Origin of the sequence: Agromyces sp. NDB4Y10 (assembly GCF_001620055.1) — a bacterium.
In the GTDB taxonomy this organism is placed as follows: domain Bacteria; phylum Actinomycetota; class Actinomycetes; order Actinomycetales; family Microbacteriaceae; genus Agromyces; species Agromyces indicus.
This window is the reverse complement of record NZ_LQGY01000065.1, coordinates 12,477-35,764: the sequence shown is the minus strand read 5'-3', so window position 1 is coordinate 35,764 and position 23,288 is coordinate 12,477. Positions and strand designations below refer to the sequence as shown.

Sequence of the window (23,288 nt, the reverse complement as noted above, 5' to 3'; positions counted from 1 at the left end):
GCGCGCCGGGATGACCGGACGCTCCTCGGCGACTACGGTGGGGGCATGGCAGACGCAGCGGCCGCGACCTACGTGGCGGAGTTCATCGACGGGCCCCTCGAGGGCGACTTCGAGCAGCGATCGCTCGTGCACGGCGAGCCGGAGCGGCGCGTCGGCATGGTCGCCGCGGTCGACGGCCTGGAGTCGCTGTTCTGGTACGACGCCGTCGACCAGCGCGAGGTGAACGGGCAGATCCGCGTTCGCTTCCGCTTCGACGCCGACGACTCGGACCCGGTCGAGCACGACGACGAGAACGACTGACGCCGAACCCGATCAGTCGGCGAGGAACGCCCCGACGATCACGCCGGGGTTGAGCAGCCGCCAGAGCGGGCCCGGGTCGGAGATGGGCTCGTCCAGCTCGAGCACCGAGCTCAGGTCGCGGTCGCCGATCCGGACGGTCACCGAGCCGACCTCGCGCCCGGCCGGCGCGGTCGCGAACGGCGTCACCTCGACCGACGCCGACTCAGGCACGGCACCCCACGCGGCGTCGGTCCGGCCGGCCACGGCCACGAGGTCGGCCCGATCACCCCACGCCGCCACCGCCTCGCCGTACGATGCGCCCTGCGCGATGACCTCGATCGGCGTGGACGCGGCCCGCATCCCCTCCACGGCCGCGAGCACGGCCGGATCGAGGGTCTCATAGGAGTCGACCCCCGTCATCGCGCCGACCATCCGCCGCGACGTCTCGCCGTCGAGCTCGCTCGTGAACACGAACGACAACAGCGCCTGGTCGGTGTAGCTGCGGCTGATCGATCGGATGCCCTCGCCGCCCAGGTGCGCCACCACGTCGGGAACGCGCCGATCCGTCGTGGTCGACGCGCCGTCGCCGCTCAGGAGCGGGCCGAGCGTGGGCTGTGCGAGGGTCAGGGCGGCCAGCCGCGTGAGTTCCGCAGCGGAACCCACGTTGTCGCCGGAGAGGCCGGTCGCATCGGCGACGCGGAGCGTCTCGAACCCCTGCTCCTCGAGCCATCCGTTCGCCTCGGTCACGTAGTTGTCGAGGTTGCCGAACGCCCAACGCGCGAGCGTGTCGGCGTGGTTGTTGCTCGAAGCGAGCAGGACGGCCCGGACCACGTCCCGCTGGCTCCACGTCTCGCCCGGCGACACGGCGAGCGCGCGGGAGCCCTCGGCCGAGTACCGCAGGTAGTCGGTGTAGTCCTCGGGACCGATCCGGATGGCGGGCCCGCGCTCGCCCTCCTCGATCGGCAGTGCATCGAGCGTCGCCAGCACGGTCACGAGCTTCGCCGCGCCGCCGATCGGCGCCGCCCCCTCATCGCCCGAGGTCGCGACGAGTTCCGCCTGACCGTCGTCGGCGACGAGCGCGACGGCCGACGCGCCGGCGTCGAGCAGCGCCACGGGAGTCGTCTCGGGCAGGGCCGGCTGGGACGGCGCGGTGCGGATCTCGACGTCGGGGAGCGGGCCGAGGAGCATGGCGGGCGCGTAGACGCCGACTGCCAGGATCGCGAGCGTGCCGAGGGCGATGCCGACGCCGCGAGCGGGGGAGAGGCTCATGCGATTCAGGCTAACGCGGGCCCGCTCAGGCCCAGCCCAGCTCGTGCAGCCGGTCGTCGTCGATGCCGTAGAAATGGGCGATCTCGTGCACGAGGGTGACGTGGATCTCGTCGCGGAGCTGCTCCTCGTCATCGGCGACCGCGAGGAGCGCTTCGCGGTACAGCACGATGCGGTCGGGCATCTCGCCGAAGCCGTAGCGGTCGCGCTCGGTCAGTGCCGTGCCCTCGTACAGGCCAAGCAGGTCGAGGGAGCCGTCCTCTGGCCGGTCCTCGACCACGAACACGACGTTGTCGAGTCCGTCGACCATGTCGTCGGGCAGGCGGTCGAGCTCGTCGACGACGAGCCGCTCGAAGGCCTCGGCGTCGAGGTGCACGGCGACTCCGTTCGGGAGGTACTTGGGGTGAGTAACGGGGCTTGAACCCGCGACCTCCTGGACCACAACCAGGCGCTCTACCGACTGAGCTATACCCACCATGTGCGACCGCGTGCCGCGGTTGCAACCATACGAGATTACACCACGTCGGGCGTGCTCGATGACACGTCGGCCGCCGACGGGGCGCCGACCGGGGTCGGCGACGTCGACTCGGCGACGACGTCGGCCGCGATGACCTGCAGCTCCTGGCTGGACGGTCCGGGGTCGGCGACGAAGACGGCCCGACGGTAGTACTGCAGCTCGCGGATGGACTCGAGGATGTCGGCCAGGGCGCGGTGTCCGCCGTCCTTGGCCGGGGCGTTGAAGTACGCCCGCGGGTACCAGCGCTTGGCGAGCTCCTTGATCGAGGAGACATCGACGTTGCGGTAGTGCAGGTGCGCGTCGAGGCGCGGCATGAACTTGGCGATGAACGCCCGGTCGGTGCCGATCGAGTTGCCCGCCAGCGGGGCCTTCTGCTCATCGGGGATGTGCTTCAGGACGTACTCGAGGACCTCGTACTCCGCCTCGGCCACCGACACCCCGTTGGGGATCTCCTCGATCAGCCCCGAGTCGGTGTGCATGGCGCGGACGAAGTCGCCCATGCCCTCGAGCGCACTCGCATCGGGCCTGATCACGATGTCGAGTCCTGCGTCGACGGGGTTCAGGTCGTAGTCGGTGATGACCACCGCGATCTCGACGAGCTCGTCGACCTCGAGGTCGAGCCCGGTCATCTCGCAGTCGATCCAGACCAGTCGGTCGCTCGAGGATGCCATGCGGCGAGTCTACTGGCGCGCCCCGACAGGGCCCGCCCGGCCCGCGGACCGGTCGCGCGGCCGGGACCCCCGGGTCGCGGCGGCGGCCTGCGGTATCGTGGTGGCGATCGGCCCTCGTAGCTCAGCGGATAGAGCAGGAGCCTTCTAATCTCTTGGTCGCAGGTTCGATTCCTGCCGAGGGCGCCGAGGATTCCCCGTCCGCACCGTCAGTGCGATCAGCGGGTAGAGCAGCACCGACAGGAGTCCCGCGCCGACGAGCGCCGCGGCCATGCCGGAGTCGAGATCGCCGGCATCCACCCCCAACGCGGTCACGGCGACGATGATCGGCAGGCCCGTGGCGGCGAAGAAGCCCGTCGACACCCGCTCCCGGACCGTCGACCCCGGCGGCGCCAGCATGGCGGCCGGCAGCCCGCGGGTCACGAGCAGCAGGACCGTGAAGAGGGGGAGCAGCAGCAGCGTCCTGAGATCGGAGACGAGCGCCGCGAGGTCGAAGGTGATGCCGGTGTTGATGAAGAACACCGGGACCAGGAGACCGAACCCGACCGCCTCGATCTTCGCCTCGGTGACCTCGGCCTCGCGGGCCGGCGCGCCCTGGAGCAGCAGCTTGCCGAGCACGCCGGCGGCGAACGCGCCGAGCAGCATGTCGATCCCGAGGAAGATCGAGAGGGCGACCAGCGCGAGGAGGACGAACATCACGAGGCGCACGACGAACTGGCCGCTCGTGTGGAGGCTCGCCTCGATCGCCCGGTGCAGCCGGGCGCCGTCCCCGCGGGCCGCGAAGAACATGAGCACGCCCGCGATCACCGCGAAGGCGAGGAGCACGAGCGCCGAGTGCAGCGGCGAGCGGCCGCTGAGGAACAACGAGATGGCCAGGAGCGGGCCGAACTCGCCGACGGCGCCGATCGCGAGGATCGACACGCCGAAGGGCGTCCGGAGTACGCCGGAGTCGCGCAGGATCGGCAGGAGCGCCCCGAGCGCGGTCGACGCGAGCGCCACGCCGACGAAGACGGCGCCCGCGCCCGGGTCCACCAGGAAGCCCAGCGCGATGCCCAACGCGATCGACACCAGCCAGCCGATGCCCGCCCGCACGATCGGCGTGCCGCGGATGGCGCGGAAGTCGATCTCGCGGCCGGCGAGGTAGAACAGCATCGCGAGGCCGAAGTCCGCGAAGAGCGCGATGAAGTCGTCCTCCTGCACCCACCCGAGGACGGACGGTCCGAGGACCAGCCCGAGGAGGATCTCGAAGACGACGAGCGGGACCGCGATCCACCGCCCCACCGCGCGCGTGGCGAGCGGTGCCACGGCGGCGATGGCCGGAACCAGCACGAGGGTGGACAGGTCGACCTCCACGCGGAGCCCCCTTCGTCGCGTGCACGAATGCTATCGGGAACCGGACGCTCGCGGCCGGTTCCCAGCGCCGCGTCATCCGTTCGTCGCACGCGTGTCGTAGGGTCGTGGCATGCGCGACCTCCAGGCCCGGATCATCGAAGAACTGCATGTCGAGCCCGTGATCGACCCGGCCGACCAGGTGCGTCGGCGGGTCGAGTTCCTCAAGCGGTACCTCACCGCATCCCGAGCGAAGGGCCTCGTCCTCGGCATCAGCGGCGGCCAGGACTCGAGCCTCGCCGGTCGCCTGTGCCAGATCGCCGTCGACGAGCTCGCCGCCGAGGGGCGTCCCGCCCGGTTCGTGGCGGTGCGCCTGCCCTACGGCGTACAGCACGATGAGGATGACGCGCGGCTGGCGCTCGAGTTCATCCGGCCCGCCGAGGTCGTCGACTTCAACATCCGGGGCGGCGTCGACGGACTCGCCGCCGACTACGCCGACGCACTCGGCGTGCCCATCAGCGACTTCGGCAAGGGCAATGTGAAGGCGCGCATGCGCATGATCGCGCAGTACGCGGTGGCGGGGGAGGGCGGCCTGCTCGTGGTCGGCACCGATCACGCCGCCGAGGCCGTGACCGGGTTCTTCACGAAGTTCGGCGACGGCGGAGCCGACCTGCTCCCGCTGTCGGGTCTCACCAAGCGACAGGGCCGGGCACTCATGCAGGAACTCGGCGCTCCCGAGCGCCTGTACACGAAGGTGCCCACGGCCGACCTGCTCGACCACGACCCGGGCCAGTCCGACGAGGCGAACCTCGGTCTCCGCTACGCCGACATCGACGAGTTCCTCGAGGGCGGCGAGGTCGACGCTGCGGTCGCCGAGCTCATCGAGGCGCGGTTCCTCCAGACGCGGCACAAGCGCACCGAGCCGGTCACGCCGTTCGACGCGTGGTGGCAGGAGGCCTGACGAGCCGGTCCGTCAGCGGCGGGCGTCCGACTCCTCGACGCTCGACTCGCTCGCGGTCGACGAGGTGAGCGGCGCGGGGCCGGTGTCGGCATCCGCGGCGTCGTCGTAGGCCGCGGGTGCGATCGGCTGGTCGATGAGGGGCGACGGCACGTAGCGCTCGTGGTGCTGCTCGGCGACCCAGGAGTCCTGCTCGGCGATGACCGCCTGGGCGGGGTCGCTCCGCTGGGCTCGCCAGCGCTCCAGGTCGTTCCGGAAGTCTCGGCGGGTGCGCGAGGGGTGCCGCTGCCATTCGAGGAGGCGTTCCCGGAACTCGACCACGGCCGGGTCGAGCTGGTATCCGAACGTCGCCGAGGCGCGCTTGAGTTCGTGCAGCTGGTGGGAGGCCCAGTCGGCGGCCACGTCGGCGCCGCGGATGGGCAGCAGGCGCACCTGGATGTCGGCCTGCCCGACTGCCCGGTCCGAGAGCACCTGCTCCTGCGGCGTCAGCGAGTTCCAGACCGAGGCCTCGGTGGCGGCGTCGATGAGGGCGGCGACCGCGGCGTTGCGCAGTTCCCGGTCGCGCTGGCGCACGAGTCCGCGAACGGCGCGCCGGGCGATCCAGGCCGACAGGAGACCGGCCGCGACGACCGAGGCGAAGAGCACCGCGGCCGTGAACAGCCACGGACGGGCGGCGTCCGAGAGGAGCCAGGCGACGAAGTCATTCCACCACTGCATGAGCGCAGGCTAGCCCCGGCGGTGCTCGACGGGCGGCAGGCTGGGCGGCGTGCCTCAGCGTGCGTCGGAGGGGGAGCCGGCACCTCGTGCGCCGGCTGCGTGCGCCGCTGCGCCGGTTTCCGGCTCGTCGTCCGGCATCGACGCCGCGAGGCGCTGGCTCGCGAGGTCGGCGTCCATCGCGGCATCCGGTCGCGCCGTCTGCGCGAGGATGATGGCGACCAGGACCACGCTCGCACCGGCGAGCTGGAACGGGTCGAGCGCCTGCCCGAGCCACACCCAGGCGAATGCGAAGGCGAACACCACCTCGGATGACGCGACGATGCCCACCGCGGTCGCGCTGAGCCGCCGCAGGGCGAGGAACGACAGCAGGAACGGGGCGAACGAGCCGAGGACCGCGTTCCACGCGACCACGAGCCACAACGGCACCGACACCGCCTCGAGCGCGCCGTCGAGCGAGGTCGTCGCGGCGAGGAGCGCCGGATCGAGCCGCCACCATCCGCTGAACATCGCCCAGAACAGGGTCGCGAAGCCCATCGACCAGAAGGCGACCGCCATCGGCGAGGTCGCGGCCACCTGCCGCTCGCCGACGAGGAAGTACACGGTGAGCGTCGCGGCCGCGGCGAGGCCGAACAGCACGCCGACCGGGTCGAGGTCCGCGCCGCCGGGCCGCGCGACGAGCGCGAGGCCCGCGAGGACGAGCGCGATCGCCACCCAGAGCCGACCCTTCACGCGTTCGCCGAAGAAGACGCGGGCGATGACCGCGACCGCGAGCACCGCGAGGTACTCGAGGAGCAGCGCGATGCCCACCGGGAGCAGCTTGATCGCCATCGCGTACGTCCACTGCAGGAGCGCGACGCCGGCCACGCCCAGTACGGCCATGACCGCGACCTGCCGGCGCGTGATCCGGAACGCGCCGCGATCGGTGAGCGCGAGCCACGCGCCGGCGATGAGGCAGACCGACAGCACGCGGATGAACGTGAGCTGCGCCGGGTCGATCCCCGCGTCGACGATCACGCGGGTGACGCTGCCGTTCAGGCCGAACAGCAGTGCCGCCGACAGCGCGTAGACGTAGCCCATCTCAGCCGAGCACGGTGCCGTGCGCGGCGTGCGGCTCGATCGCCGCGATCTCCTCGTCGGTGAGCGGCGCGGCGTCGAGCGCCGCCACGTTCTGCTCGAGCTGGGCGACGCTCGAGGCGCCGATGAGCGCGCTGGCCACCTGCGGCACGCGCAGCACCCACGAGAGCGCCAGTTGCGCGAGCGACTGGCCCCGTGCGGCGGCGACCTCGTTCAGGGCCCTCGCCCGTGCGAGGTAGTCCTCGCTGATGCGCTCGGCCGGCAGGAAGTGGCTCGTGGCCGCCCGAGAACCCGCGGGGACGTCGCCGCCGAGGTAGCGGTCGGTGAGCAGGCCCTGCGCGAGCGGCGAGAAGACGATCGCCGAGGCGCCGACCTCGTCGAGCGCGGGGAACAGCCCGTCCTCGATGGTGCGGTCGAACATCGAGTAGCGGGGCTGGTGGATCGTGAGCGGCACGCCCTCGGCGGCGAGCGCCGCGGCCGCGGCGCGGGTCTGCTCGGGGGAGTAGTTCGAGATGCCGGCGTAGAGGGCCTTGCCCTGTCGTACCGCGTGCGCGAGGGCGCCCATGGTCTCCTCGATCGGCGTGTCGGGGTCGGGCCGGTGCGAGTAGAAGACGTCGACGTAGTCGAGGCCGAGCCGGTCGAGGCTCTGGTCGAGCGAGGCCAGCAGGTACTTGCGGGACCCCCACTCGCCGTAGGGGCCGTCCCACATGAGGTAGCCGGCCTTCGACGAGACGATGAGCTCATCGCGGTAGGGCTTGAGGTCGGTGGCGAGCAGTCGGCCGAAGTTCTCCTCGGCGCTGCCGGCGGGCGGCCCGTAGTTGTTCGCCAGGTCGAAGTGGGTGATGCCGAGGTCGAACGCCCGCCGCACGATGGCCCGCTGGGTGTCGAGCGGACGGTCGTGGCCGAAGTTGTGCCAGAGGCCGAGCGACAGGGCGGGGAGCTTCAGCCCACTGCGGCCGATCCGGTTGTAGGTCATGCGGTCGTAGCGGTCCGCGGCGGCGACGAAGGTCATGCGGTTAGCCTATGGCGATGGAAAGCTTCGTTCTGGCCGGCGGCTGCTTCTGGTGCCTCGATGCCGTGTACCGCACGCTTCGCGGCGTGGACGACGTCGTCTCCGGGTACACCGGCGGTTCCCTGCCCAACCCCTCGTACGAACTGGTCTGCACGGGCGCCACGGGACACGCCGAGGCGGTGCGCGTCGAGTTCGACCGCGACGTCATCCCGCGCGAGGTGATCCTCGACGTGTTCTTCACCCTGCACGACCCCACGCAGCTGAACCGGCAGGGGGCCGATGTCGGCACGCAGTACCGCTCCGCGATGTTCTTCCAGGACGACGAGCAGCGCGCGCTGTTCGAGCAGGCGCGCGACCGCGCCGCCGACTGGTGGCCCGGTGACGTCGTGACCACGATCGAACCGCTCGGGGAGTTCTTCCGTGCGGAGGAGTATCACCAGGACTTCTTCGCCAAGAACCCCGGGCAGGGCTACTGCCTGGCTGTTGCGCTGCCGAAGGTGAACAAGATCCGGCGCTCGTACGCCGACTACATCGTCGCCTGACCGCTCCTCCCCAGCCCGGTACTCGCGCCGCGTCTGCACCCTTCGCGACGACGGCCGACGGATGGCGCGCCGCGCGCGGCACGCTGTCGTCAGCGGCATCCGGGGTCGTTCCGGCACGAGGGCCCCGGATGCCGCGAGCCGCCGATCCGCGGCGGCGTCGACCGCAAGGAGCACCGACATGACCGACCTCGTCACCGTGACCGGGTTCGTGGGCAACGATCCGCGACACAACGTCACCGACGCCGGACTGGCGATCACCAACTTCCGGTTGGCCTCCACCCGCCGGTACTTCGACCGGGCCAAGGGCGAATGGGCGGACGGCGAGACCAACTGGTACTCGGTGGGCGCGTTCCGCCAGCTCGCCGTCAACGCCGCCGCCTCGGTCTCGAAGGGCGACCGCGTGATCGTCCATGGCCGGCTGCGGGTGCGGCCGTGGGAGACGGGCGAGAAGACCGGCACCGCGGTCGAGATCGATGCGGAATCCATCGGGCACGACCTGTCGTGGGGTCGCACGACGGTGACTCGGACGGCGGCCGGACGGTCCGCGGAGGCCGCATCGCCGGCGGTCCACGAGACGTCGCCGTCGACGCCCGCCGATGCGTGGGCCCGTCCGGGGGCGACTCCGGGCTGGCCCGACAGCACGGGAGACCGGGTCGTCCCTCGGTCCGAACCGGACGTCGAGGGTCGGCCGACGGCGTCCGTCGCTGACGACGCCGCGGAGGACGGCGCCCTCGAGGAGCCGGAGTCCGCGGCGGTGGGCGCGGCCGGCTGATCCGGCCGGCCCAGCCGCTCGGCCGCGCCGACGTGCGACCCCTTCAGCCGATCTCCGAACCACCGACATAGACTCGGCTCTGCGATCGAGGCGGGCGGACGAGGGGTGCGATGGGTCGGCGGAAGACGGGTGCGGTCATCGTCGGACTCGTCTGCGCGGCGGCGCTCGGCCTGACCGGGTGCACGGCATCCGAACCGGCCGCGGTCGCCACCGCCGAGCCGACCCGGACGCCGCGCCCGGTGCCGAGCACCATCGCGCCGCCCGAGAACGTCGACCTCGTGCTCCGGCCGGAGTTGTCGGCGGCGGAGAACCTCACGTTCTTCGACACCGTGAACCGGGCGGTGATCTCGGCCGACCCCGGCGCCGGCGGTCGCGCCTTCATCGACGCGCTCGTGGCGGCCGGGTTCGACCGCGCCGCGATGCAGGTCACCGACGACACCACCACGCTCGGCGAACCGGCCGACTCGATCCAGTTCGCCGTCGGCTTCGGTCCCGACTGCCTGATCGGGCAGTACGGTCCGAAGTCGGGCGGCTACCAGAGCGCCGTCCGGCCGGCGCTCGGCACCGGCGGCTGCCTGATCGGCGACACACGCCCCATAGACTGGTAGGCGACATGGCGGATTACATTTACTCGATGGTGCGCGCCCGCAAGGCGGTCGGCGACAAGCTCATTCTCGACGACGTCACGATGGCGTTCCTCCCCGGCGCGAAGATCGGCGTCGTCGGTCCGAACGGCGCGGGCAAGTCCACGATCCTCAAGATCATGGCGGGCATCGACCAGCCCTCGAACGGCGAGGCGCGGCTCACGCCCGGCTACTCGGTCGGCATCCTCATGCAGGAGCCGGAGCTCGACGAGTCGAAGACCGTGCTCGAGAACGTGCAGGAGGGCGTCGGGCCGATCAAGGCGAAGCTCGACCGCTTCAACGAGATCTCGGCCGAGATGGCCAACCCGGACGCCGACTTCGACACGCTGCTCGCCGAGATGGGCACCCTGCAGGAGCAGATCGACGCGGCCGACGCCTGGGACCTCGACTCCCAGCTCGAGCAGGCGATGGACGCACTCCGATGCCCGCCGAGCGACACCCCCGTCTCGGTGCTCTCGGGCGGCGAGAAGCGCCGCGTGGCGCTGTGCAAGCTGCTGCTGCAGAAGCCCGACCTGCTGCTGCTCGACGAGCCCACCAACCACCTCGACGCCGAGAGCGTGCTCTGGCTCGAGCAGCACCTCGCCAAGTACCCCGGCGCCGTGCTCGCCGTGACCCACGACCGGTACTTCCTCGACCACGTCGCGGAGTGGATCTGCGAGGTCGACCGCGGTCGCCTGTACCCGTACGAGGGCAACTACTCGACCTACCTCGAGAAGAAGGCCGAGCGCCTGCAGGTGCAGGGCAAGAAGGACCAGAAGCTGCAGAAGCGCCTCAAGGAGGAGCTCGAGTGGGTCCGCTCGAACGCGAAGGGCCGCCAGGCCAAGTCGAAGGCCCGTCTCGCACGATACGAGGAGATGGCGGCCGAGGCCGAGCGCACGCGCAAGCTCGACTTCGAGGAGATCCAGATCCCGCCGGGCCCGCGCCTCGGCGACGTGGTCCTCGAGGCCAAGAAGCTCCAGAAGGGCTTCGGCGACCGCATGCTCATCGACGGGCTCAGCTTCTCCCTTCCGCGCAACGGCATCGTCGGCATCATCGGCCCGAACGGCGTCGGCAAGACCACGCTCTTCAAGACGATCGTGGGTCTCGAGCCGCTCGACGGCGGCGACCTGAAGATCGGCGAGACCGTGCAGATCTCCTACGTCGACCAGTCGCGTGGCGGGATCGACCCGAACAAGACCCTGTGGGAGGTCGTCTCCGACGGGCTCGACTACATCCAGGTCGGCAAGACGGAGGTCCCGAGCCGCGCGTACGTGTCGACGTTCGGGTTCAAGGGACCCGACCAGCAGAAGCGCGCGGGCGTCCTCTCGGGCGGTGAGCGCAACCGGCTGAACCTCGCGCTGACGCTGAAGCAGGGCGGCAACCTGCTGCTGCTCGACGAGCCCACGAACGACCTCGACGTCGAGACGCTCTCGAGCCTCGAGAACGCGCTCCTCGAGTTCCCGGGCTGCGCCGTGGTCATCACGCACGACCGGTGGTTCCTCGACCGCATCGCGACGCACATCCTCGCCTACGAGGGCACCGACGAGGACCCGGCGAACTGGTACTGGTTCGAGGGCAACTTCGAGGCGTACGAGGCGAACAAGGTCGAGCGCCTCGGGCCCGAGGCCGCGAAGCCCCACCGCTCCACGTACCGCAAGCTCACGAGGGACTGACGTGCGCCTGCACGTGCCGACTCCGCTGCGGTGGAGCGACCTCGACGCGTACGGGCACGTCAACAACGCCAGGATGCTGAGCCTCCTCGAGGAGGCTCGCATCCAGGCGTTCTGGGTGAACGAGGACGGGACGGCGGAGCATGCCGTGGGCGCCTCCACCGCCGTGCTCGACGCGACCCCGGGGTCGGCGACGATCACGCTCATCGCGCGGCAGGAGGTCGAGTACCTCGCGCCGATCCCGTACCAGCGGCTGCCGCTCGACATCGAGCTGTGGATCGGCCACATGGGCGGCGCGAGCCTCGACGTCTGCTACGAGGTGCACTCGCCGGCCGGCGTCGAGCCGCGCACGCTGTACACGCGCGCGGTCACGACCATCGTCCTCGTCGACGCGTCCACCGAGCGTCCGCGCCGGATGACGGACGCCGAGCGCGAGGCGTGGGAACCGTACCTCGGCGAGCCGATCGAGTTCCGCCGACGCTGATCAGCGCCCGAGCGGCTCCTCGCTGAACGAACCCTCCCAGACCGCGCGGCTGCCGGACTCGCCGATGCGGATGACGGTCCACGTCGCCCCGGCCCCGACGCCCACCGCGGCGACCACGAGGAGCACCGCGATCGCCACGCGCGCGGGAGAGCGACGCCGCTCCGCCGTGGCCGGGCTCCGCGTCGCCGCGACATCCGGGCCGGGGTCGGTCCCGGCGCGGCGCTGCCGGCGCTCCACGATCGCGAGCGCGGCGATGAGCGCGGCGACCACGACGAGCGCGATCGTCCACGGGATCATGTCCTCACCCTGCGCCGTGTGCGCCTCGATCAGCGGCGCGGGCGGCACGCGCTCCTCGAGCCACTTCCCCGCCTCGACCGCGAGGAACGTGACGCCCAGGAGGACCAGCCCGCCGATCAGCGTCGGCAGCCACAGCACGCGCCGGCCGGCCGGCCAGGCGGCGAGCACCACGAGCGTCGCCGCGAGCAGCGGCACGCCCACCACGACCGCATGCACCACGAGCACGTGCAGCGGCAGGCCGGCGACCTGGTAGTCGATCATGGCGCTCAGCCTGCGATGACGCGATCGCCCTCGACCGTCACGGCGACGGATTCGAGGGGCTGGAGCGCCGGGCCGACCTCCACGTCGCCCGTCGCCGCGTCGAAGATGGACCCGTGGCACGGGCATTCGAACTTCGAGCCCGCCGCAGCGACCACGCAGCCCTGGTGGGTGCAGATCGCGCTGTAGGCCACGACCTCGCCGGCGGTCGGTTGGGCGAGCAGGACCGGCTCGCCGCCGATCGTCGCATCGATGCTGCCGCCGACCGGGATGTCGGCGAGGGCGGCGACCTCCTCGCCCGCGGCATCCGCTGCCCCGGTCGAGGGCGCGGTCGTCGCACCGCCGCCGGAGCCGCCGCTCGCCCCGTCGTCGGCGGCCGCGCACCCGGCGAGGATCAACGCCCCGCCGATGGCGCCGGTGCCGCCGAGCGCGATGGCGGTGCGGCGGGAGAGTTCACGAGCGTCGTCCATTCCGGTGCCTCCCTCGGTCGGCCGCGATCGCGGCGGTGGTGCCATTCTGCGACACCCGGCCGCCGCGTGGCCGGATCACCCGGCGTTCGCCCAGCAAACCGGCTTGGGGTCGGGGGTCAGTCGAACGCGGCGGGGTCCGGGACGCGGACCATGCCCTCCTGGGCGACGCTCGCGACCAGCACGCCGTCGCGCGTGTAGATCCGGCCCAGGGAGAGCCCCCGCCCGCCGCTCGCGGACGGCGACTCCATCGTGTACAGCAGCCAGTCGTCGACCCGCGCGTCGCGATGCCACCACATCGCGTGGTCGAGGCTTGCCACCTTGAGTCCGGGCGTCGCCCAGGCGATGCCGTGGGCGCGCAGCACGGGCTCGAGGATCGAGTAGTCGCTCGCGTAGGCGAGAGCCGCGCGATGCTGGCGGGGATCGTCGGGCAGCCGGCCGAAGGCCTTCATCCAGACGGCCTGCCGCGGCATCCGCTCGCCGTCGACCTTCAGGTACACGGGCGAGGGGATGTGCCGGACGTCGAAGGCGCGCTCGCTCGACCAGTAGCGCGCCACGTCGTGCTCGAGGTGGCCGAGCACGTCGGCCGTCGAGGGGAGCCCGTCGGGGTCGGGGAGGTCGTCGGGCATCTCCATCTGGTGCTCGAGGCCGTCGTCGTGCGTCTGGAAGGAGGCGATGAGGGAGAGGATCGGCTCGCCGTGCTGGAAGGCCTGCGTGCGGCGCGTCGAGAACGAGCGGCCGTCGTGGATGCGATCGACCGCGAACGTGATCGGGTGCTGCACGTCGCCCGGGCGCAGGAAGTACCCGTGCATGGAGTGGATCGACCGGTCGTCGGGCACGGTGTGGGTCGCCGCCGTGATCGACTGCGCGAGCACCTGGCCGCCGAAGACCCGGCCGAGCGGCATCCACTGCGAGGGGCCCGTGAAGATGTCCTCGTGGGTGCGCGCGCCCGTGTCGGTGAGGCGCAGGGTGCTCAGCAGGCCGTCGATGGGACCGTTCATCGTTCCTCCGTGTGGGTCGGTCGGCCGCCGAACCGCCCGCCGGCGGGCGCCCGGCGGCGGGGGCCGCGGCGCTCTCTCGGTAGTCTAGACAGGCCATGGTCCAGCAACTCACGCTCGCCGACAGCCTGTCGCTCGGCGACCTCCACACCTACCTGCAGCGAGCGTCGCGGGTCGAGGACGGTGCGGTGCGCCTGGTCGCGGGGAACGACATCCTCGCCGTCTACACGGCGATCCTCTATCCGCGCGGCATCCTCGACGAGAGCCCGACGGTCCTGGGCCTGCGCACCTTCCAGCTCTTCGAGACCGACGACTTCGACATCGTGGTGCCGATGCGGTCGGTCGTCGACCGCATCGTGCGCGCGCGCGGCGAGCTCGGCGACGACGACGGCGGCGATCCGCGACCGGTGACCATGACGCGGCCGCCCGAGGTGAACACGGTCACGTGGGCGGGCATCTCGCCGCCGCGGGGCGGCTGGCGTCCCCTGGGCGAGACGGATGCCGCGACGCTCGAGCGCGCCGCCCGTGCGGGCATCGACGAGATCGCCAAGGCGATCCCCGAGGGCACCGGCGAGCAGCTCGTGCAGCGTGTCCGCTCCGAGGTGTGGGGTCGCGGCATCGACGGGCTCGAGTACGTGCCGGCCGGCGCGGCGTTCGCGGCGTTCAGCCTCGGGTTCCTGGGCGACGACCCGATCTCGGTGTTCGAGACCGGACCCTGGACCCGGCTCAGCTCGCGACGCGGTCACGTCCTCGTCCGGCGGAAGGCCTGGACGCTCAAGGCCTAGTCCGGGTGCCCGCGCTCGTGGCCGGGTGGCCGTGACGGTCAGCCCGCGGCGATCGCACGTCCAGCGGCGCGTCCGGTGAACAGGCAGCCGCCGAGGAACGTGCCCTCGAGCGCCCGGTAGCCGTGCATGCCGCCCCCGCCGAAGCCGGCGGCCTCGCCTGCGGCGTAGAGGCCGGGCACGGGGACGCCGTCGGCGTCGAGCGCACGCGAGGACAGGTCCGTCTGGATGCCGCCGAGGCTCTTGCGGGTGAGGATGTGCAGCTTCACGGCGATGAGCGGTCCCGCGGCCGGGTCGAGGATCCGGTGCGGCGCGGCCACGCGGACCAGCCGGTCGCCCCGGTACCGGCGCGCACCGCGCACGGCGGTGAGCTGGAGGTCCTTCGAGAACTCGTGATCGACCTCGCGGTCGCGCGCGACGACCTCCTGCTCGACGCGGGCGGGGTCGAGCAGCCCGTCCGGGTCGAGTCGGCGCATGCCGTCGAGCAGTTCGGCGAGCGAGTCGGCCACGACGAAGTCGGCGCCGCGCTCCTTGAACCGCTCGACCGGGCCGGGAGCGCCGGGCCCGAGCCGCTCGGCGAGGAGGCGCAGGTCCTTGCCGGTGAGGTCGGGGTTCTGCTCGCTGCCGGACAGTGCGAACTCCTTCTCGATGATCCGCTGCGTGAGGACGAACCACGAGTGGCCGTGGCCCTCGCGCGCGAGGTGGCCGAGCGTCCCGAGCGTGTCGAATCCGGGGAACAACGGCGGGGGCAGCCGGCGCCCGGTGGCGTCGAGCCAGAGCGACGAGGGGCCGGGGAGGATCCGGATGCCGTGGCGTGGCCAGACGGGATCGTGGTTCTCGATGCCCTCGGTGTAGTGCCACATCCGATCCCCGTTGACGAGCCGAGCGCCGGATGCCGCGGTGATCGCGAGCATGCGTCCGTCCACGTGCGCCGGCACGCCCGACAGCAGGTTCGAGGGCGGGCGACCGAGCCGCTCCGGCCAGGCGGCGCGCACCAGGTCGTGGTTCCCGCCGATTCCGCCGGAGGCGACCACGACGGCGGGCGCCCGGAACTCGAAGTCGCCCACGACGTCGCGGTTGGTGGAGGTGCCGCGCGGGCCGTCGTCCGGCGCGAGTGTCGCGCCGCGCACGCCGACCACCGCGCCGCCGTCGACGAGGAGCTCGTCGACCCGATGGCGGAAGCGGAAGGTCACGAGACCGGCGGCCTCACCGGCCCGCACCTTCGCCGCGAACGGCGCGACGACCCCGGGTCCCGTGCCCCAGGTGATGTGGAAGCGCGGCACGGAGTTGCCGTGCCCGACCGCGACGCCCGCGCCGCGCTCGGCCCACCCCACCACGGGGAAGAACCGGAGCCCGCGCTCGCGCAGCCACGCGCGCTTCTCGCCCGCGGCGAAGTCGAGGTACGCCTCGGCCCACCGCCGCCCCCATTCGTCCTCGGGGCGATCGAACGCGGCGGATCCGAGCCAGTCCTCGCGGGCGAGCTCGAGCGAGTCGCGCACGCCGAGCCGTCGCTGCTCGGGGGAGTCGATGAGGAACAGCCCGCCGAACGACCACCAGGCCTGCGCGCCGAGGTTCGACTCCGGTTCCTGGTCGATGATGACGACGTGCCGGCCGGCGTCGACGAGCTCGGCGGCGGCGACCAGGCCGGCGAGGCCCGCTCCCACGATGACGGCGTCGTACTCGGTGCGAATGCGGTGCTGCTCGGCCACGCGGACTCCTTCGTCTCGGCTGGCGGATCGGGTGCGGCGGGTGGGGCGGACGGGGCGGACGGGGTCGCGGAGCGCCGACGGGCGCGCCGGCGTCACTCCTCGAAGGTGTTCACCATCGCGAACGCCGCCCGCTGCAGATAGTCCCACAGGGTCGCCTCGGCGACCGGCGGCAGGTCGAGCGTGTCGACCGCGGCGCGCATGTGCGCGAGCCAGCGGTCGCGGGCGTCGGGGTTGACCTTGAACGGCAGGTGGCGCATGCGCAGCCGCGGGTGGCCGCGCTGCTCGCTGTACGTCGTCGGACCGCCCCAGTACTGCTCCAGGAACATCAGGAGCCGCTCCTCGGCGGGACCGAGGTCCTCCTCGGGGTACATCGGCTTCAGCACGGGATCGTCCGCGACGCCCCGGTAGAACTCGTGCACGAGCCGCTCGAAGGTCGGGCGTCCGCCGACCTGCTCGTAGAAGCTGGGGGAGGGCAGGGTCATGGGGCGTCCTTCGGAGGGGTCTGCGGGCCGGCGGGCGGTTCGGGGCTCGCCCCGGGGGCGGCATCCGTCGGCGGCACGCTGCCCGCGCCGGTGATCGAGTCGACGGCGCGCTTGGTGCGCAGGCCGCGCCGGTCTGTGGCCGGCACCACCGGGCTCGGTGCGGTCTTCGGCGGCTTCGCGCCCTTGACGCGGGTGACGCCGTCGAAGCCCGTGAGGATCACGCTCGACAGGCTCGGTAGCTTGAGGCCGAGGTCGTCGAGCGCGCGCTTCAGCCGCATGCGCAGTTCGCGGGCGACGTCGTCCTTCGACGAGGTCCGCGCCTTCATGACGACGCGGATGACCATGGCGTCGGCCGAGATCGACTCCAGACCCCACACCTCCGGCTTCTCGAGGATGCGCGAGCGCCACTTGCCCGACTGCGCCATGCCCGTGGCGGCCTTCAGCAGGGCCGCCTCCACCTCCTCGACGTCGGCCTCGTACGGCACCGCGAGGTCGACGATGACGCGGGCCCAGCCCTGCGACATGTTGCCCACGCGGTTGATCTCGCCGTTGCGCACGAACCAGAGCGTGCCGTTGACGTCGCGCACGGAGGTGACCCGGATCCGGACGTCCTCGACGATGCCGGTCGCGTGCCCGAGGTCGACGATGTCGCCGACGCCCAGCTGATCCTCGATCACCATGAAGAAGCCGTTGAGCGCGTCCTTGACGATGTTCTGCGCGCCGAAGCCGAGGCCGGCGCCGATCGCCGCGGACAGGAGCGTGAACGAGCCGAGGATGTCGGGCACGAGCACCTGCACGACGGCGAGCACCACGACGATGAACAGCGTGATGTTGACGAAGTTGGTGAGGACCGACCCGAGCGTCCGCGTGCGCTGCACGAGCCGCACGGCGGCCAGCGGCGACGCGTTGAGCGCCTGCGTGTCCTCGACGTCCTGCTTGCGCTTCACGCCCGAGACGATCCGGTTGACCGTGCGGCGGATCGCGAAGTGCAGGAGCCAGCGGATCACGAGCGCGATGACGACGATCGCCACGACCGTGATGACGTTGGTGAGGATGACCCCCCACCCGCTGGCCCAGAACGCGTCGATCTGGGCCGGCATGTCGACCTCGGGTGCGGGCTCTTCGAAGCGGAGCATGGTCCGGAAGTCTATTGGACGCCGGGTCGGCGGAAGCTGCACGTCGGTCGGGTGCGCGGTGGGCGGCGTCGTCCGATCGCGCCCACCGCGCCCTGCCGGCCCGGTTCAGTCCCGGGTGACGGATGCCGCGTCGCGCTCCCGCGCGGCGAGCGCCCGCTCGAGTTCCGACAGCTGCTCGGCGACGAGCCGGTGCAGCGGCGCCGGCTCCGGGTGCGCGTCGAGCCACGCGCGCGTGCGGCGCGCGAGCTCGGCGTCGACGACCGGGGCGGGGAAGAGCCGGCGGACGATGAGCGAGGCCATGGTGAAGCTGCGCTCGGCCCAGACGCCCTCGAGCATCCCCAGGTAGTCGTCGACCGTGCCGGCGAGCAGCGCCGGGTCGATGGTGCGCTGCCAGCCGTCGGCGATGGCGCGGGCCACGTCGTTCGAGAGCGACGCGTCGGTCGCGACCCGGCGCCACGCGGCATCCTTCGCGGCCTGGTCGGGTCGTGCGGCGCGCGCGGTCTCGGCGAGCTGGCGGCCCTTCGCCGTGTCGTCGGCGGCGAGCGCCTCGTCGATCTCGTCGTCGGATGCCGCACCGAGCGCGGCGCGGGCGATGGTGATCTCCCAGCGCAGGTCGAGGTCGATGTCGAGCCCCTCGAGTCGGGTGCGTCCGCTCGCGAGCTCGCCGAGCACGTCGGCGTGGGCCGGCACGCACGCGAGGCGCGTGAACGCCTTGGCGAACTGCAGCTGCGCGTCCGAGCCGGCGGGTGCGAGTTCGGCGAGCGCCCAGATCGCGTCGGCGGCCTCCTCGGCGAGGGCGTCGCGGTGCTCGTCCGCGAGGTAGCGCGACACGGCGAACTCGAGCCGGGCGAGCGCGAGCCCGCGCGCGGCGGACTGCGTCTCGTGGCCCGCGTTCGCGACGACCAGGCGCACGAAGTCGGACGCGGGCTGCTCGGCGTCGCGCACGGCGTCCCACGCCGACCCGAGGATCACGGCCCGCGCGACCGGGTCGTCGAGCTCGGCGAGGCGGTCGCGGGCGGTGGCGAACGACGGGGCGTCGAGCCGGACCTTCGCATAGGTGAGGTCGTCGTCGTTCACGAGCAGGAGGGCGGGCCGGGCGAGCCCGACGAGCTCGCTCACCTCGGTGGCGGCGCCGTCGATGTCGAGCTCGACGCGGTGCACCCGAGCGAGGCGGTCGCCGACGCGGTCATAGGCGCCGATCGCGATGCGGTGCGGCCGAAGCGTCGGGTGGGATGCGGCCGCCGTCTGCAGCACGCGCGCGGCGGTGATCGTGCCCGCGGCATCCGTCTCGACCTCGAGGCGCAGCGTGTTCACGCCGGCGGTCTCGAGCCACCGCGACGACCAGTCGGCGAGGTCGCGGCCGCTGGCCGCCTCGAGCTCGGCGAGCAGGTCGGCGAGGGTCGCGTTGCCGCCGGCGTGCTTCGCGAGGTAGGCGCCGACGCCGCGCTGGAACGCGTCGAGCCCCACCCAGGCGACGAGCTGCTTCAGCACCGACGCGCCCTTGTCATAAGTGATCGCGTCGAAGTTCACCTCGACGTCGCCGATGTCGTCGATGACAGCGACGATCGGGTGCGTCGACGGCAGCTGGTCCTGCTCGGCGGCGTGCGTCTTCTCGTCGGTCGCGAACGTCGCCCACACGTCGGCGAACTCGGTGATGCGGGACGTCGCGAGCGTGGACGCCCAGGTCGCGAACGACTCGTTCAGCCACAGGTCGTTCCACCACCGCATGGTCACCGAGTTGCCGAACCACATGTGGCTGAGCTCGTGGAGCACGACGATGGCGCGCTGCTCCCGTCGGGCGTCGGAGACGCGCGAGCGGAAGAGGTAGCCCTCGTTGAAGGTCACCGCCCCGACGTTCTCCATCGCGCCCCAGTTGTACTCGGGCACGAAGATCTGGTCGTACTTGCCGTACGGGTACGGCACGCCGAATGCGGTCTCGTAGAACGCGAGACCGTCGCGCACGAGCTCGAACATGACCTCGGGCTCGGCGTACTGCGCGAGCGACCGGCGCGTGAACAGCCCGAGCGGCACCTCGCGGCCGTCGGTGCTCGTCGCCGACGCCCGCCACGACGCGTACGGTCCGGCGATGATCGCGACGATGTAGCTCGAGATGACCGGTCCGGTCTCGAACGACCACGTGGCGGTGCCGGATGCCGCGCCGGGGGCGGGTTCGGGCGAGGGCGCGTTGCTCAGCACCGTCCAGTGCGCGGGCGCGGTGATGGTGAAGCGGACCGCGGCCTTCAGGTCGGGCTGGTCGAACACCGCGTACACCCGGTTCGCCTCGGCGACCGCGAACTCCGTGTAGAGGTACGCCTCGCCGTCGACGGGGTCGACGAACCGGTGCAGCCCCTCGCCCGTGTTCGTGTAGTCGCGCGTCGACACGACGCGGAGCTCGTTCTCGGCGGCGAGCCCCTCGAGACGGATGCGATACCCGTCGGAGACGGTCGCCGGGTCGAGGGCCACCCCGTTCAGGACCACCTCGTGCAGCTCGGCCGTGGTCGACTCGATGAACGTCGACGCGCCGGGCGTCGCAGCGAACCGCGCGATCGTCTCGGAGCGGAAGCGGCCGTCGTCGCCGGTGAGGTCGAGCGTCACGTCGTAGGCGGGGGAGCCGAGGAGCGCCGCGCGCTCCTCGGCCTCCGCCCGGGTCAGGTCGGGGCGGCCCATCGACTACGCATCCTGCGCGTCGCGCGCCTGCGCGGCGATCGCGCGCTCGACGCCGGCGAGGCTCTCGACGACCAGGCGGCGCAGCGCGGGCGGCGCGTCCGGGTTGGCGTCGAGCCATCCGCGGCTCGCGTCGACCAGCGCGGCGTTCGCGAGCGGCGACGGGTAGAGCCCGTCGACGAGCTTCTCGGCGATCGCGTAGCTGCGCTCCTCCCAGATGCGCCCGATCATGCCGAAGTACCGCTCCACGAACGCCTCGAGCAGCGCCGGGTCGACCGCGCGGAGGAACCCGGCGGCGGTGTCGCGGACGACCGAGTTCGACGCGGTGTCCACGTCGACGAGCGACGACCAGGCGCGCTCCTTCGCCTCGGGCGTGGGCATCGCGGCGCGGGCCTTCGCGGCCGCCTCGCGGCCGGTCGCCGTGTCGTCGGTCGCGAGGCGCGCGTCGATGTCGCCGTCGTCGGCGCGACCGGCCGCGGCGAGCGCGACGAGCAGCTCCCAGCCGAGGTCGGTGTCGACCGCGAGGCCGTCGAGCGAGAGCACGCCGTTGTAGAGCGCGAGGAGGTCCTCCTGATGCGTGCCGTGCTCGGCGATCGACGCGAACGCCTTCACGAACTGGAACTGGGCGTCGCTCCCGGGCTCGGCCTGGCTCGCGAGCTCCCAGAACCCGTCGGCGAGCTGGCGGAGCGCGTCGGCCCGGCGGGCGGGCTCGATGTAGGCGCTCGCGGCGAGGATCGAGTTGGCGAGCACGATGCGCAGGGTCGTCGACTCGGTCTCGCTCGCGATGTTGCCGAGCACCAGGGCGAGGTAGTCGCTCGCGCGGGTCTCGCCGTCGCGCGTGGCGTCCCACACCGAGCCCCACACGAGCGCGCGCGCCAGCGGGTCGTCGATCTCGGAGAGGTTGCCGAGCGCCACGCCGTGCGACGCCTGGTCGAGGCGGATCTTCGCGTACGCGAGGTCGTCGTCGTTCAGCAGCACGAGGTGCGGGCGCGGGAGACCCACGAGCTCGCCGACCTCGGTGCGCTCCCCGTCGACGTCGAGCTCGACGCGGTGGTCGCGCACCAGCTTGCCCTCGGACAGGTTGTAGAAGCCGATGGCGAGGCGGTGCGGGCGGATCGTCGGGTACTCGGCGACGGCCGACTGGAGCACCGCGAAGGAGGTGATGCGGCCCTCGTCGTCGACCTCGATCTCGGGGCGGAGCGTGTTGACGCCGGCCGTCTCGAGCCAGAGCTTCGACCAGCCCGACAGGTCGCGGCCGCTCGAGACCTCGAGCTCGGCGAGCAGGTCGGCGAGGGTCGTGTTGCCCCACGCGTGCTTGCGGAAGTACGCCGAGACGCCCGCGAAGAACTCGTCGACGCCGACCCACGCGACGAGCTGCTTCAGCACCGAGCCGCCCTTGGCGTAGGTGATGCCGTCGAAGTTCACCAGCACGTCCTCGAGGTCGCGGATCTCCGCGACGATCGGGTGGGTCGAGGGCAGCTGGTCCTGGCGGTAGGCCCAGCTCTTCTCCATGGCGTTGAACGTGGTCCACGCGCCGTGCCACTCGGTGGCCTCCGCGGTCGCGATCGTCGAAGCCCATTCGGCGAACGACTCGTTCAGCCAGAGGTCGTTCCACCACTTCATGGTCACGAGGTCGCCGAACCACATGTGGGCGAGCTCGTGCAGGATCGTCACGACGCGCCGCTCCTTGACGGCGTCGGTCACCTTCGAGCGGAACACGTACACCTCGGTGAACGTCACCGCCCCCGCGTTCTCCATCGCGCCCGCGTTGTACTCGGGGACGAACAGCTGGTCGTACTTCGCGAACGGGTAGGGAACGCCGAACTTGCGCTCGAAGTACTCGAAGCCCTGCTTGGTCTTCTCGAAGATGTAGTCCGCGTCGAGGTACTCCGACAGGCTCTTGCGGGCGAACACGCCGAGCGGGATCACCCGGCCGTCGGCGCTCGTGAGCTCGTCGCGCACGACGTCGTACGGCCCGGCGATGAGTGCCGTGATGTAGCTCGAGATCCGCGGGGTGGGTTCGAACGCCCACGTCGTCGCGCCCTCGTGGGCGACCACCGGCTCGGGCGTCGGGGAGTTCGACACGACCTGCCAGTGCGCGGGAGCCGTCACCGTGAACCGGAACGCCGCCTTCAGGTCGGGCTGCTCGAACACCGCGAACATGCGGCGCGAGTCCGGCACCTCGAACTGGGTGTAGAGGTACACCTCGTCGTCGACCGGGTCGACGAAGCGGTGCAGGCCCTCGCCCGTGTGCATGTACCGGCCGTCGGCGACGACGGTGAGCGAGTTCTCGTCCTTCAGGTTCGGCAGCTGGATCCGCACGCCGTCGCTCACCTCGGCGGGGTCGAGCGACTCCCCGTTCAGCGTCACCGAGTGCACGGCGGCCGTGATGGCGTCGATGAACGTCGACGCGCCCTCGCGCGCGCTGAAGCGCACCGTCGTCTCGGTCCGGAACACCTCCGGGCCCGTCGTGACGTCCAGCCGGACGTCGTAGTCGTGCACCGTGACGAGCGCGGCGCGCTCCTCGGCTTCGATGCGGGTGAGGTTCTCTCCAGGCACTCGGCTCTCCATCTGCGTCGAACGG

23 protein-coding genes and 2 tRNA genes are annotated in these 23,288 nt (G+C 71.9%); 9 read left to right on the top strand and 16 right to left on the bottom strand.

Annotated features, from left to right (window positions below; all coding sequences use genetic code 11):
• Window positions 1-45: 45 nt before the first annotated feature.
• Window positions 46-300 (top strand): hypothetical protein, encoded by a 255-nt coding sequence (locus tag AVP42_RS14975; RefSeq protein WP_067950449.1) that lies wholly within the window; start codon window positions 46-48, stop codon window positions 298-300.
• Between the two features lie 12 nt (window positions 301-312).
• On the opposite strand, the gene AVP42_RS14970 is transcribed toward AVP42_RS14975, so the two are convergent.
• The 4 genes from AVP42_RS14970 to orn all read right to left on the bottom strand — a co-directional run bounded on the left by AVP42_RS14970 (window position 313) and on the right by orn (window position 2,733).
• Window positions 313-1,548, bottom strand: coding sequence for a hypothetical protein (locus AVP42_RS14970; RefSeq protein ID WP_067950447.1), 1,236 nt, complete (start codon window positions 1,546-1,548; stop codon window positions 313-315).
• 25 nt (window positions 1,549-1,573) lie between these two features.
• Entirely contained in the window at window positions 1,574-1,921 is a 348-nt protein-coding gene (locus AVP42_RS14965; RefSeq protein ID WP_067950446.1) for a metallopeptidase family protein, read from the bottom strand.
• Window positions 1,922-1,944: 23 nt separating this feature from the next.
• Window positions 1,945-2,020 (bottom strand) — tRNA-His (locus AVP42_RS14960).
• A gap of 38 nt (window positions 2,021-2,058) precedes the next feature.
• Entirely contained in the window at window positions 2,059-2,733 is a 675-nt protein-coding gene (gene orn / locus AVP42_RS14955) for an oligoribonuclease (RefSeq protein WP_067950444.1), read from the bottom strand.
• Window positions 2,734-2,843: 110 nt separating this feature from the next.
• Here orn and AVP42_RS14950 point away from each other — a divergent pair.
• Window positions 2,844-2,916: transfer RNA gene (locus AVP42_RS14950), tRNA-Arg, on the top strand.
• On the opposite strand, the gene AVP42_RS14945 is transcribed toward AVP42_RS14950, so the two are convergent.
• Complete coding sequence (locus AVP42_RS14945) at window positions 2,878-4,011, bottom strand: cation:proton antiporter (RefSeq protein ID WP_231878660.1); 1,134 nt, start codon at window positions 4,009-4,011, stop codon at window positions 2,878-2,880. The genes AVP42_RS14950 and AVP42_RS14945 overlap by 39 nt on opposite strands.
• Before the next feature lie 181 nt (window positions 4,012-4,192).
• On the opposite strand from AVP42_RS14945, the gene nadE reads away from it, so the two are divergent.
• Window positions 4,193-5,020, top strand: a complete 828-nt coding sequence (nadE, locus tag AVP42_RS14940) for an ammonia-dependent NAD(+) synthetase (RefSeq protein ID WP_067950442.1) — start codon at window positions 4,193-4,195, stop codon at window positions 5,018-5,020.
• Between the two features lie 12 nt (window positions 5,021-5,032).
• Here nadE and AVP42_RS14935 read toward each other — a convergent pair whose 3' ends face one another.
• From AVP42_RS14935 to AVP42_RS14925, 3 genes are read right to left on the bottom strand one after another with little or no spacing between them, the layout of a single operon-like run.
• On the bottom strand, window positions 5,033-5,734 hold the full coding sequence (locus AVP42_RS14935; RefSeq protein ID WP_067950440.1) for a hypothetical protein: 702 nt from the start codon (window positions 5,732-5,734) through the stop codon (window positions 5,033-5,035).
• Window positions 5,735-5,788: 54 nt separating this feature from the next.
• Complete coding sequence (locus tag AVP42_RS14930; RefSeq protein ID WP_067950438.1) at window positions 5,789-6,811, bottom strand: DMT family transporter; 1,023 nt, start codon at window positions 6,809-6,811, stop codon at window positions 5,789-5,791.
• A gap of 1 nt (window position 6,812) precedes the next feature.
• A complete protein-coding gene (locus AVP42_RS14925; RefSeq protein ID WP_067950436.1) occupies window positions 6,813-7,820 on the bottom strand; it encodes an aldo/keto reductase in 1,008 nt (335 codons plus the stop codon).
• A 17-nt stretch (window positions 7,821-7,837) separates the two neighbouring features.
• On the opposite strand from AVP42_RS14925, the gene msrA reads away from it, so the two are divergent.
• From msrA to AVP42_RS14900, 5 genes are all read left to right on the top strand, one after another.
• On the top strand, window positions 7,838-8,362 hold the full coding sequence (gene msrA, locus AVP42_RS14920; RefSeq protein ID WP_067950434.1) for a peptide-methionine (S)-S-oxide reductase MsrA: 525 nt from the start codon (window positions 7,838-7,840) through the stop codon (window positions 8,360-8,362).
• Window positions 8,363-8,540: 178 nt separating this feature from the next.
• Entirely contained in the window at window positions 8,541-9,134 is a 594-nt protein-coding gene (locus tag AVP42_RS14915) for a single-stranded DNA-binding protein (protein WP_067950432.1), read from the top strand.
• Between the two features lie 110 nt (window positions 9,135-9,244).
• A complete protein-coding gene (locus tag AVP42_RS14910; protein WP_067950430.1) occupies window positions 9,245-9,742 on the top strand; it encodes a hypothetical protein in 498 nt (165 codons plus the stop codon).
• A 5-nt stretch (window positions 9,743-9,747) separates the two neighbouring features.
• A complete protein-coding gene (gene ettA / locus AVP42_RS14905; RefSeq protein ID WP_067950429.1) occupies window positions 9,748-11,430 on the top strand; it encodes an energy-dependent translational throttle protein EttA in 1,683 nt (560 codons plus the stop codon).
• A 1-nt stretch (window position 11,431) separates the two neighbouring features.
• On the top strand, window positions 11,432-11,911 hold the full coding sequence (locus tag AVP42_RS14900; protein ID WP_067950427.1) for a thioesterase family protein: 480 nt from the start codon (window positions 11,432-11,434) through the stop codon (window positions 11,909-11,911).
• Here the strand turns inward: AVP42_RS14900 and AVP42_RS14895 are convergent, their stop codons facing one another.
• The 3 genes from AVP42_RS14895 to AVP42_RS14885 form a co-directional block, all read right to left on the bottom strand.
• A complete protein-coding gene (locus AVP42_RS14895) occupies window positions 11,912-12,469 on the bottom strand; it encodes a hypothetical protein (RefSeq protein WP_067950425.1) in 558 nt (185 codons plus the stop codon).
• A gap of 5 nt (window positions 12,470-12,474) precedes the next feature.
• Window positions 12,475-12,936: a ubiquinol-cytochrome c reductase iron-sulfur subunit gene (locus tag AVP42_RS14890; protein WP_067950423.1), complete on the bottom strand. Its 462-nt coding sequence runs from the start codon at window positions 12,934-12,936 to the stop codon at window positions 12,475-12,477.
• A 116-nt stretch (window positions 12,937-13,052) separates the two neighbouring features.
• Window positions 13,053-13,934 carry an acyl-CoA thioesterase II gene (locus AVP42_RS14885; protein WP_067950421.1) on the bottom strand — a complete coding sequence of 294 codons (882 nt, stop codon included), beginning with the start codon at window positions 13,932-13,934 and terminating at the stop codon, window positions 13,053-13,055.
• A 95-nt stretch (window positions 13,935-14,029) separates the two neighbouring features.
• Between AVP42_RS14885 and AVP42_RS14880 the strand changes: the two genes are divergently transcribed.
• Complete coding sequence (locus AVP42_RS14880) at window positions 14,030-14,716, top strand: hypothetical protein (protein WP_067950419.1); 687 nt, start codon at window positions 14,030-14,032, stop codon at window positions 14,714-14,716.
• A gap of 38 nt (window positions 14,717-14,754) precedes the next feature.
• On the opposite strand, the gene AVP42_RS14875 is transcribed toward AVP42_RS14880, so the two are convergent.
• The 5 genes from AVP42_RS14875 to pepN (AVP42_RS14855) all read right to left on the bottom strand — a co-directional run bounded on the left by AVP42_RS14875 (window position 14,755) and on the right by pepN (AVP42_RS14855) (window position 23,263).
• On the bottom strand, window positions 14,755-16,404 hold the full coding sequence (locus tag AVP42_RS14875; RefSeq protein ID WP_067950567.1) for an FAD-binding dehydrogenase: 1,650 nt from the start codon (window positions 16,402-16,404) through the stop codon (window positions 14,755-14,757).
• 110 nt (window positions 16,405-16,514) lie between these two features.
• Entirely contained in the window at window positions 16,515-16,904 is a 390-nt protein-coding gene (locus AVP42_RS14870) for a globin (RefSeq protein ID WP_067950416.1), read from the bottom strand.
• On the bottom strand, window positions 16,901-18,040 hold the full coding sequence (locus tag AVP42_RS14865; RefSeq protein WP_067950413.1) for a mechanosensitive ion channel family protein: 1,140 nt from the start codon (window positions 18,038-18,040) through the stop codon (window positions 16,901-16,903). The genes AVP42_RS14870 and AVP42_RS14865 overlap by 4 nt, the downstream gene beginning before the upstream one ends.
• A 105-nt stretch (window positions 18,041-18,145) precedes the next feature.
• Window positions 18,146-20,707, bottom strand: a complete 2,562-nt coding sequence (pepN, locus tag AVP42_RS14860) for an aminopeptidase N (protein WP_067950411.1) — start codon at window positions 20,705-20,707, stop codon at window positions 18,146-18,148.
• Window positions 20,708-20,710: 3 nt separating this feature from the next.
• Window positions 20,711-23,263 (bottom strand): aminopeptidase N, encoded by a 2,553-nt coding sequence (gene pepN, locus AVP42_RS14855; RefSeq protein WP_067950565.1) that lies wholly within the window; start codon window positions 23,261-23,263, stop codon window positions 20,711-20,713.
• Between the last annotated feature and the right edge of the window lie 25 nt (window positions 23,264-23,288).

What these genes read in the sequence shown, in the direction of transcription:
- AVP42_RS14935 (WP_067950440.1), bottom strand. Translation starts at nt 5,734, where the DNA reads ATGCAGTGGTGGAATGACTTCGTCGCCTGGCTCCTCTCGGACGCCGCC.
- AVP42_RS14870 (WP_067950416.1), bottom strand. Translation starts at nt 16,904, where the DNA reads ATGACCCTGCCCTCCCCCAGCTTCTACGAGCAGGTCGGCGGACGCCCG.
- AVP42_RS14975 (WP_067950449.1), top strand. Translation starts at nt 46, where the DNA reads ATGGCAGACGCAGCGGCCGCGACCTACGTGGCGGAGTTCATCGACGGG.
- ettA (WP_067950429.1), top strand. Translation starts at nt 9,748, where the DNA reads ATGGCGGATTACATTTACTCGATGGTGCGCGCCCGCAAGGCGGTCGGC.
- msrA (WP_067950434.1), top strand. Translation starts at nt 7,838, where the DNA reads ATGGAAAGCTTCGTTCTGGCCGGCGGCTGCTTCTGGTGCCTCGATGCC.
- AVP42_RS14970 (WP_067950447.1), bottom strand. Translation starts at nt 1,548, where the DNA reads ATGAGCCTCTCCCCCGCTCGCGGCGTCGGCATCGCCCTCGGCACGCTC.
- AVP42_RS14910 (WP_067950430.1), top strand. Translation starts at nt 9,245, where the DNA reads ATGGGTCGGCGGAAGACGGGTGCGGTCATCGTCGGACTCGTCTGCGCG.
- AVP42_RS14890 (WP_067950423.1), bottom strand. Translation starts at nt 12,936, where the DNA reads ATGGACGACGCTCGTGAACTCTCCCGCCGCACCGCCATCGCGCTCGGC.
- nadE (WP_067950442.1), top strand. Translation starts at nt 4,193, where the DNA reads ATGCGCGACCTCCAGGCCCGGATCATCGAAGAACTGCATGTCGAGCCC.
- AVP42_RS14865 (WP_067950413.1), bottom strand. Translation starts at nt 18,040, where the DNA reads ATGCTCCGCTTCGAAGAGCCCGCACCCGAGGTCGACATGCCGGCCCAG.
- AVP42_RS14925 (WP_067950436.1), bottom strand. Translation starts at nt 7,820, where the DNA reads ATGACCTTCGTCGCCGCCGCGGACCGCTACGACCGCATGACCTACAAC.
- AVP42_RS14915 (WP_067950432.1), top strand. Translation starts at nt 8,541, where the DNA reads ATGACCGACCTCGTCACCGTGACCGGGTTCGTGGGCAACGATCCGCGA.
- AVP42_RS14930 (WP_067950438.1), bottom strand. Translation starts at nt 6,811, where the DNA reads ATGGGCTACGTCTACGCGCTGTCGGCGGCACTGCTGTTCGGCCTGAAC.
- AVP42_RS14885 (WP_067950421.1), bottom strand. Translation starts at nt 13,934, where the DNA reads ATGAACGGTCCCATCGACGGCCTGCTGAGCACCCTGCGCCTCACCGAC.
- AVP42_RS14895 (WP_067950425.1), bottom strand. Translation starts at nt 12,469, where the DNA reads ATGATCGACTACCAGGTCGCCGGCCTGCCGCTGCACGTGCTCGTGGTG.
- pepN (WP_067950411.1), bottom strand. Translation starts at nt 20,707, where the DNA reads ATGGGCCGCCCCGACCTGACCCGGGCGGAGGCCGAGGAGCGCGCGGCG.
- AVP42_RS14880 (WP_067950419.1), top strand. Translation starts at nt 14,030, where the DNA reads ATGGTCCAGCAACTCACGCTCGCCGACAGCCTGTCGCTCGGCGACCTC.
- orn (WP_067950444.1), bottom strand. Translation starts at nt 2,733, where the DNA reads ATGGCATCCTCGAGCGACCGACTGGTCTGGATCGACTGCGAGATGACC.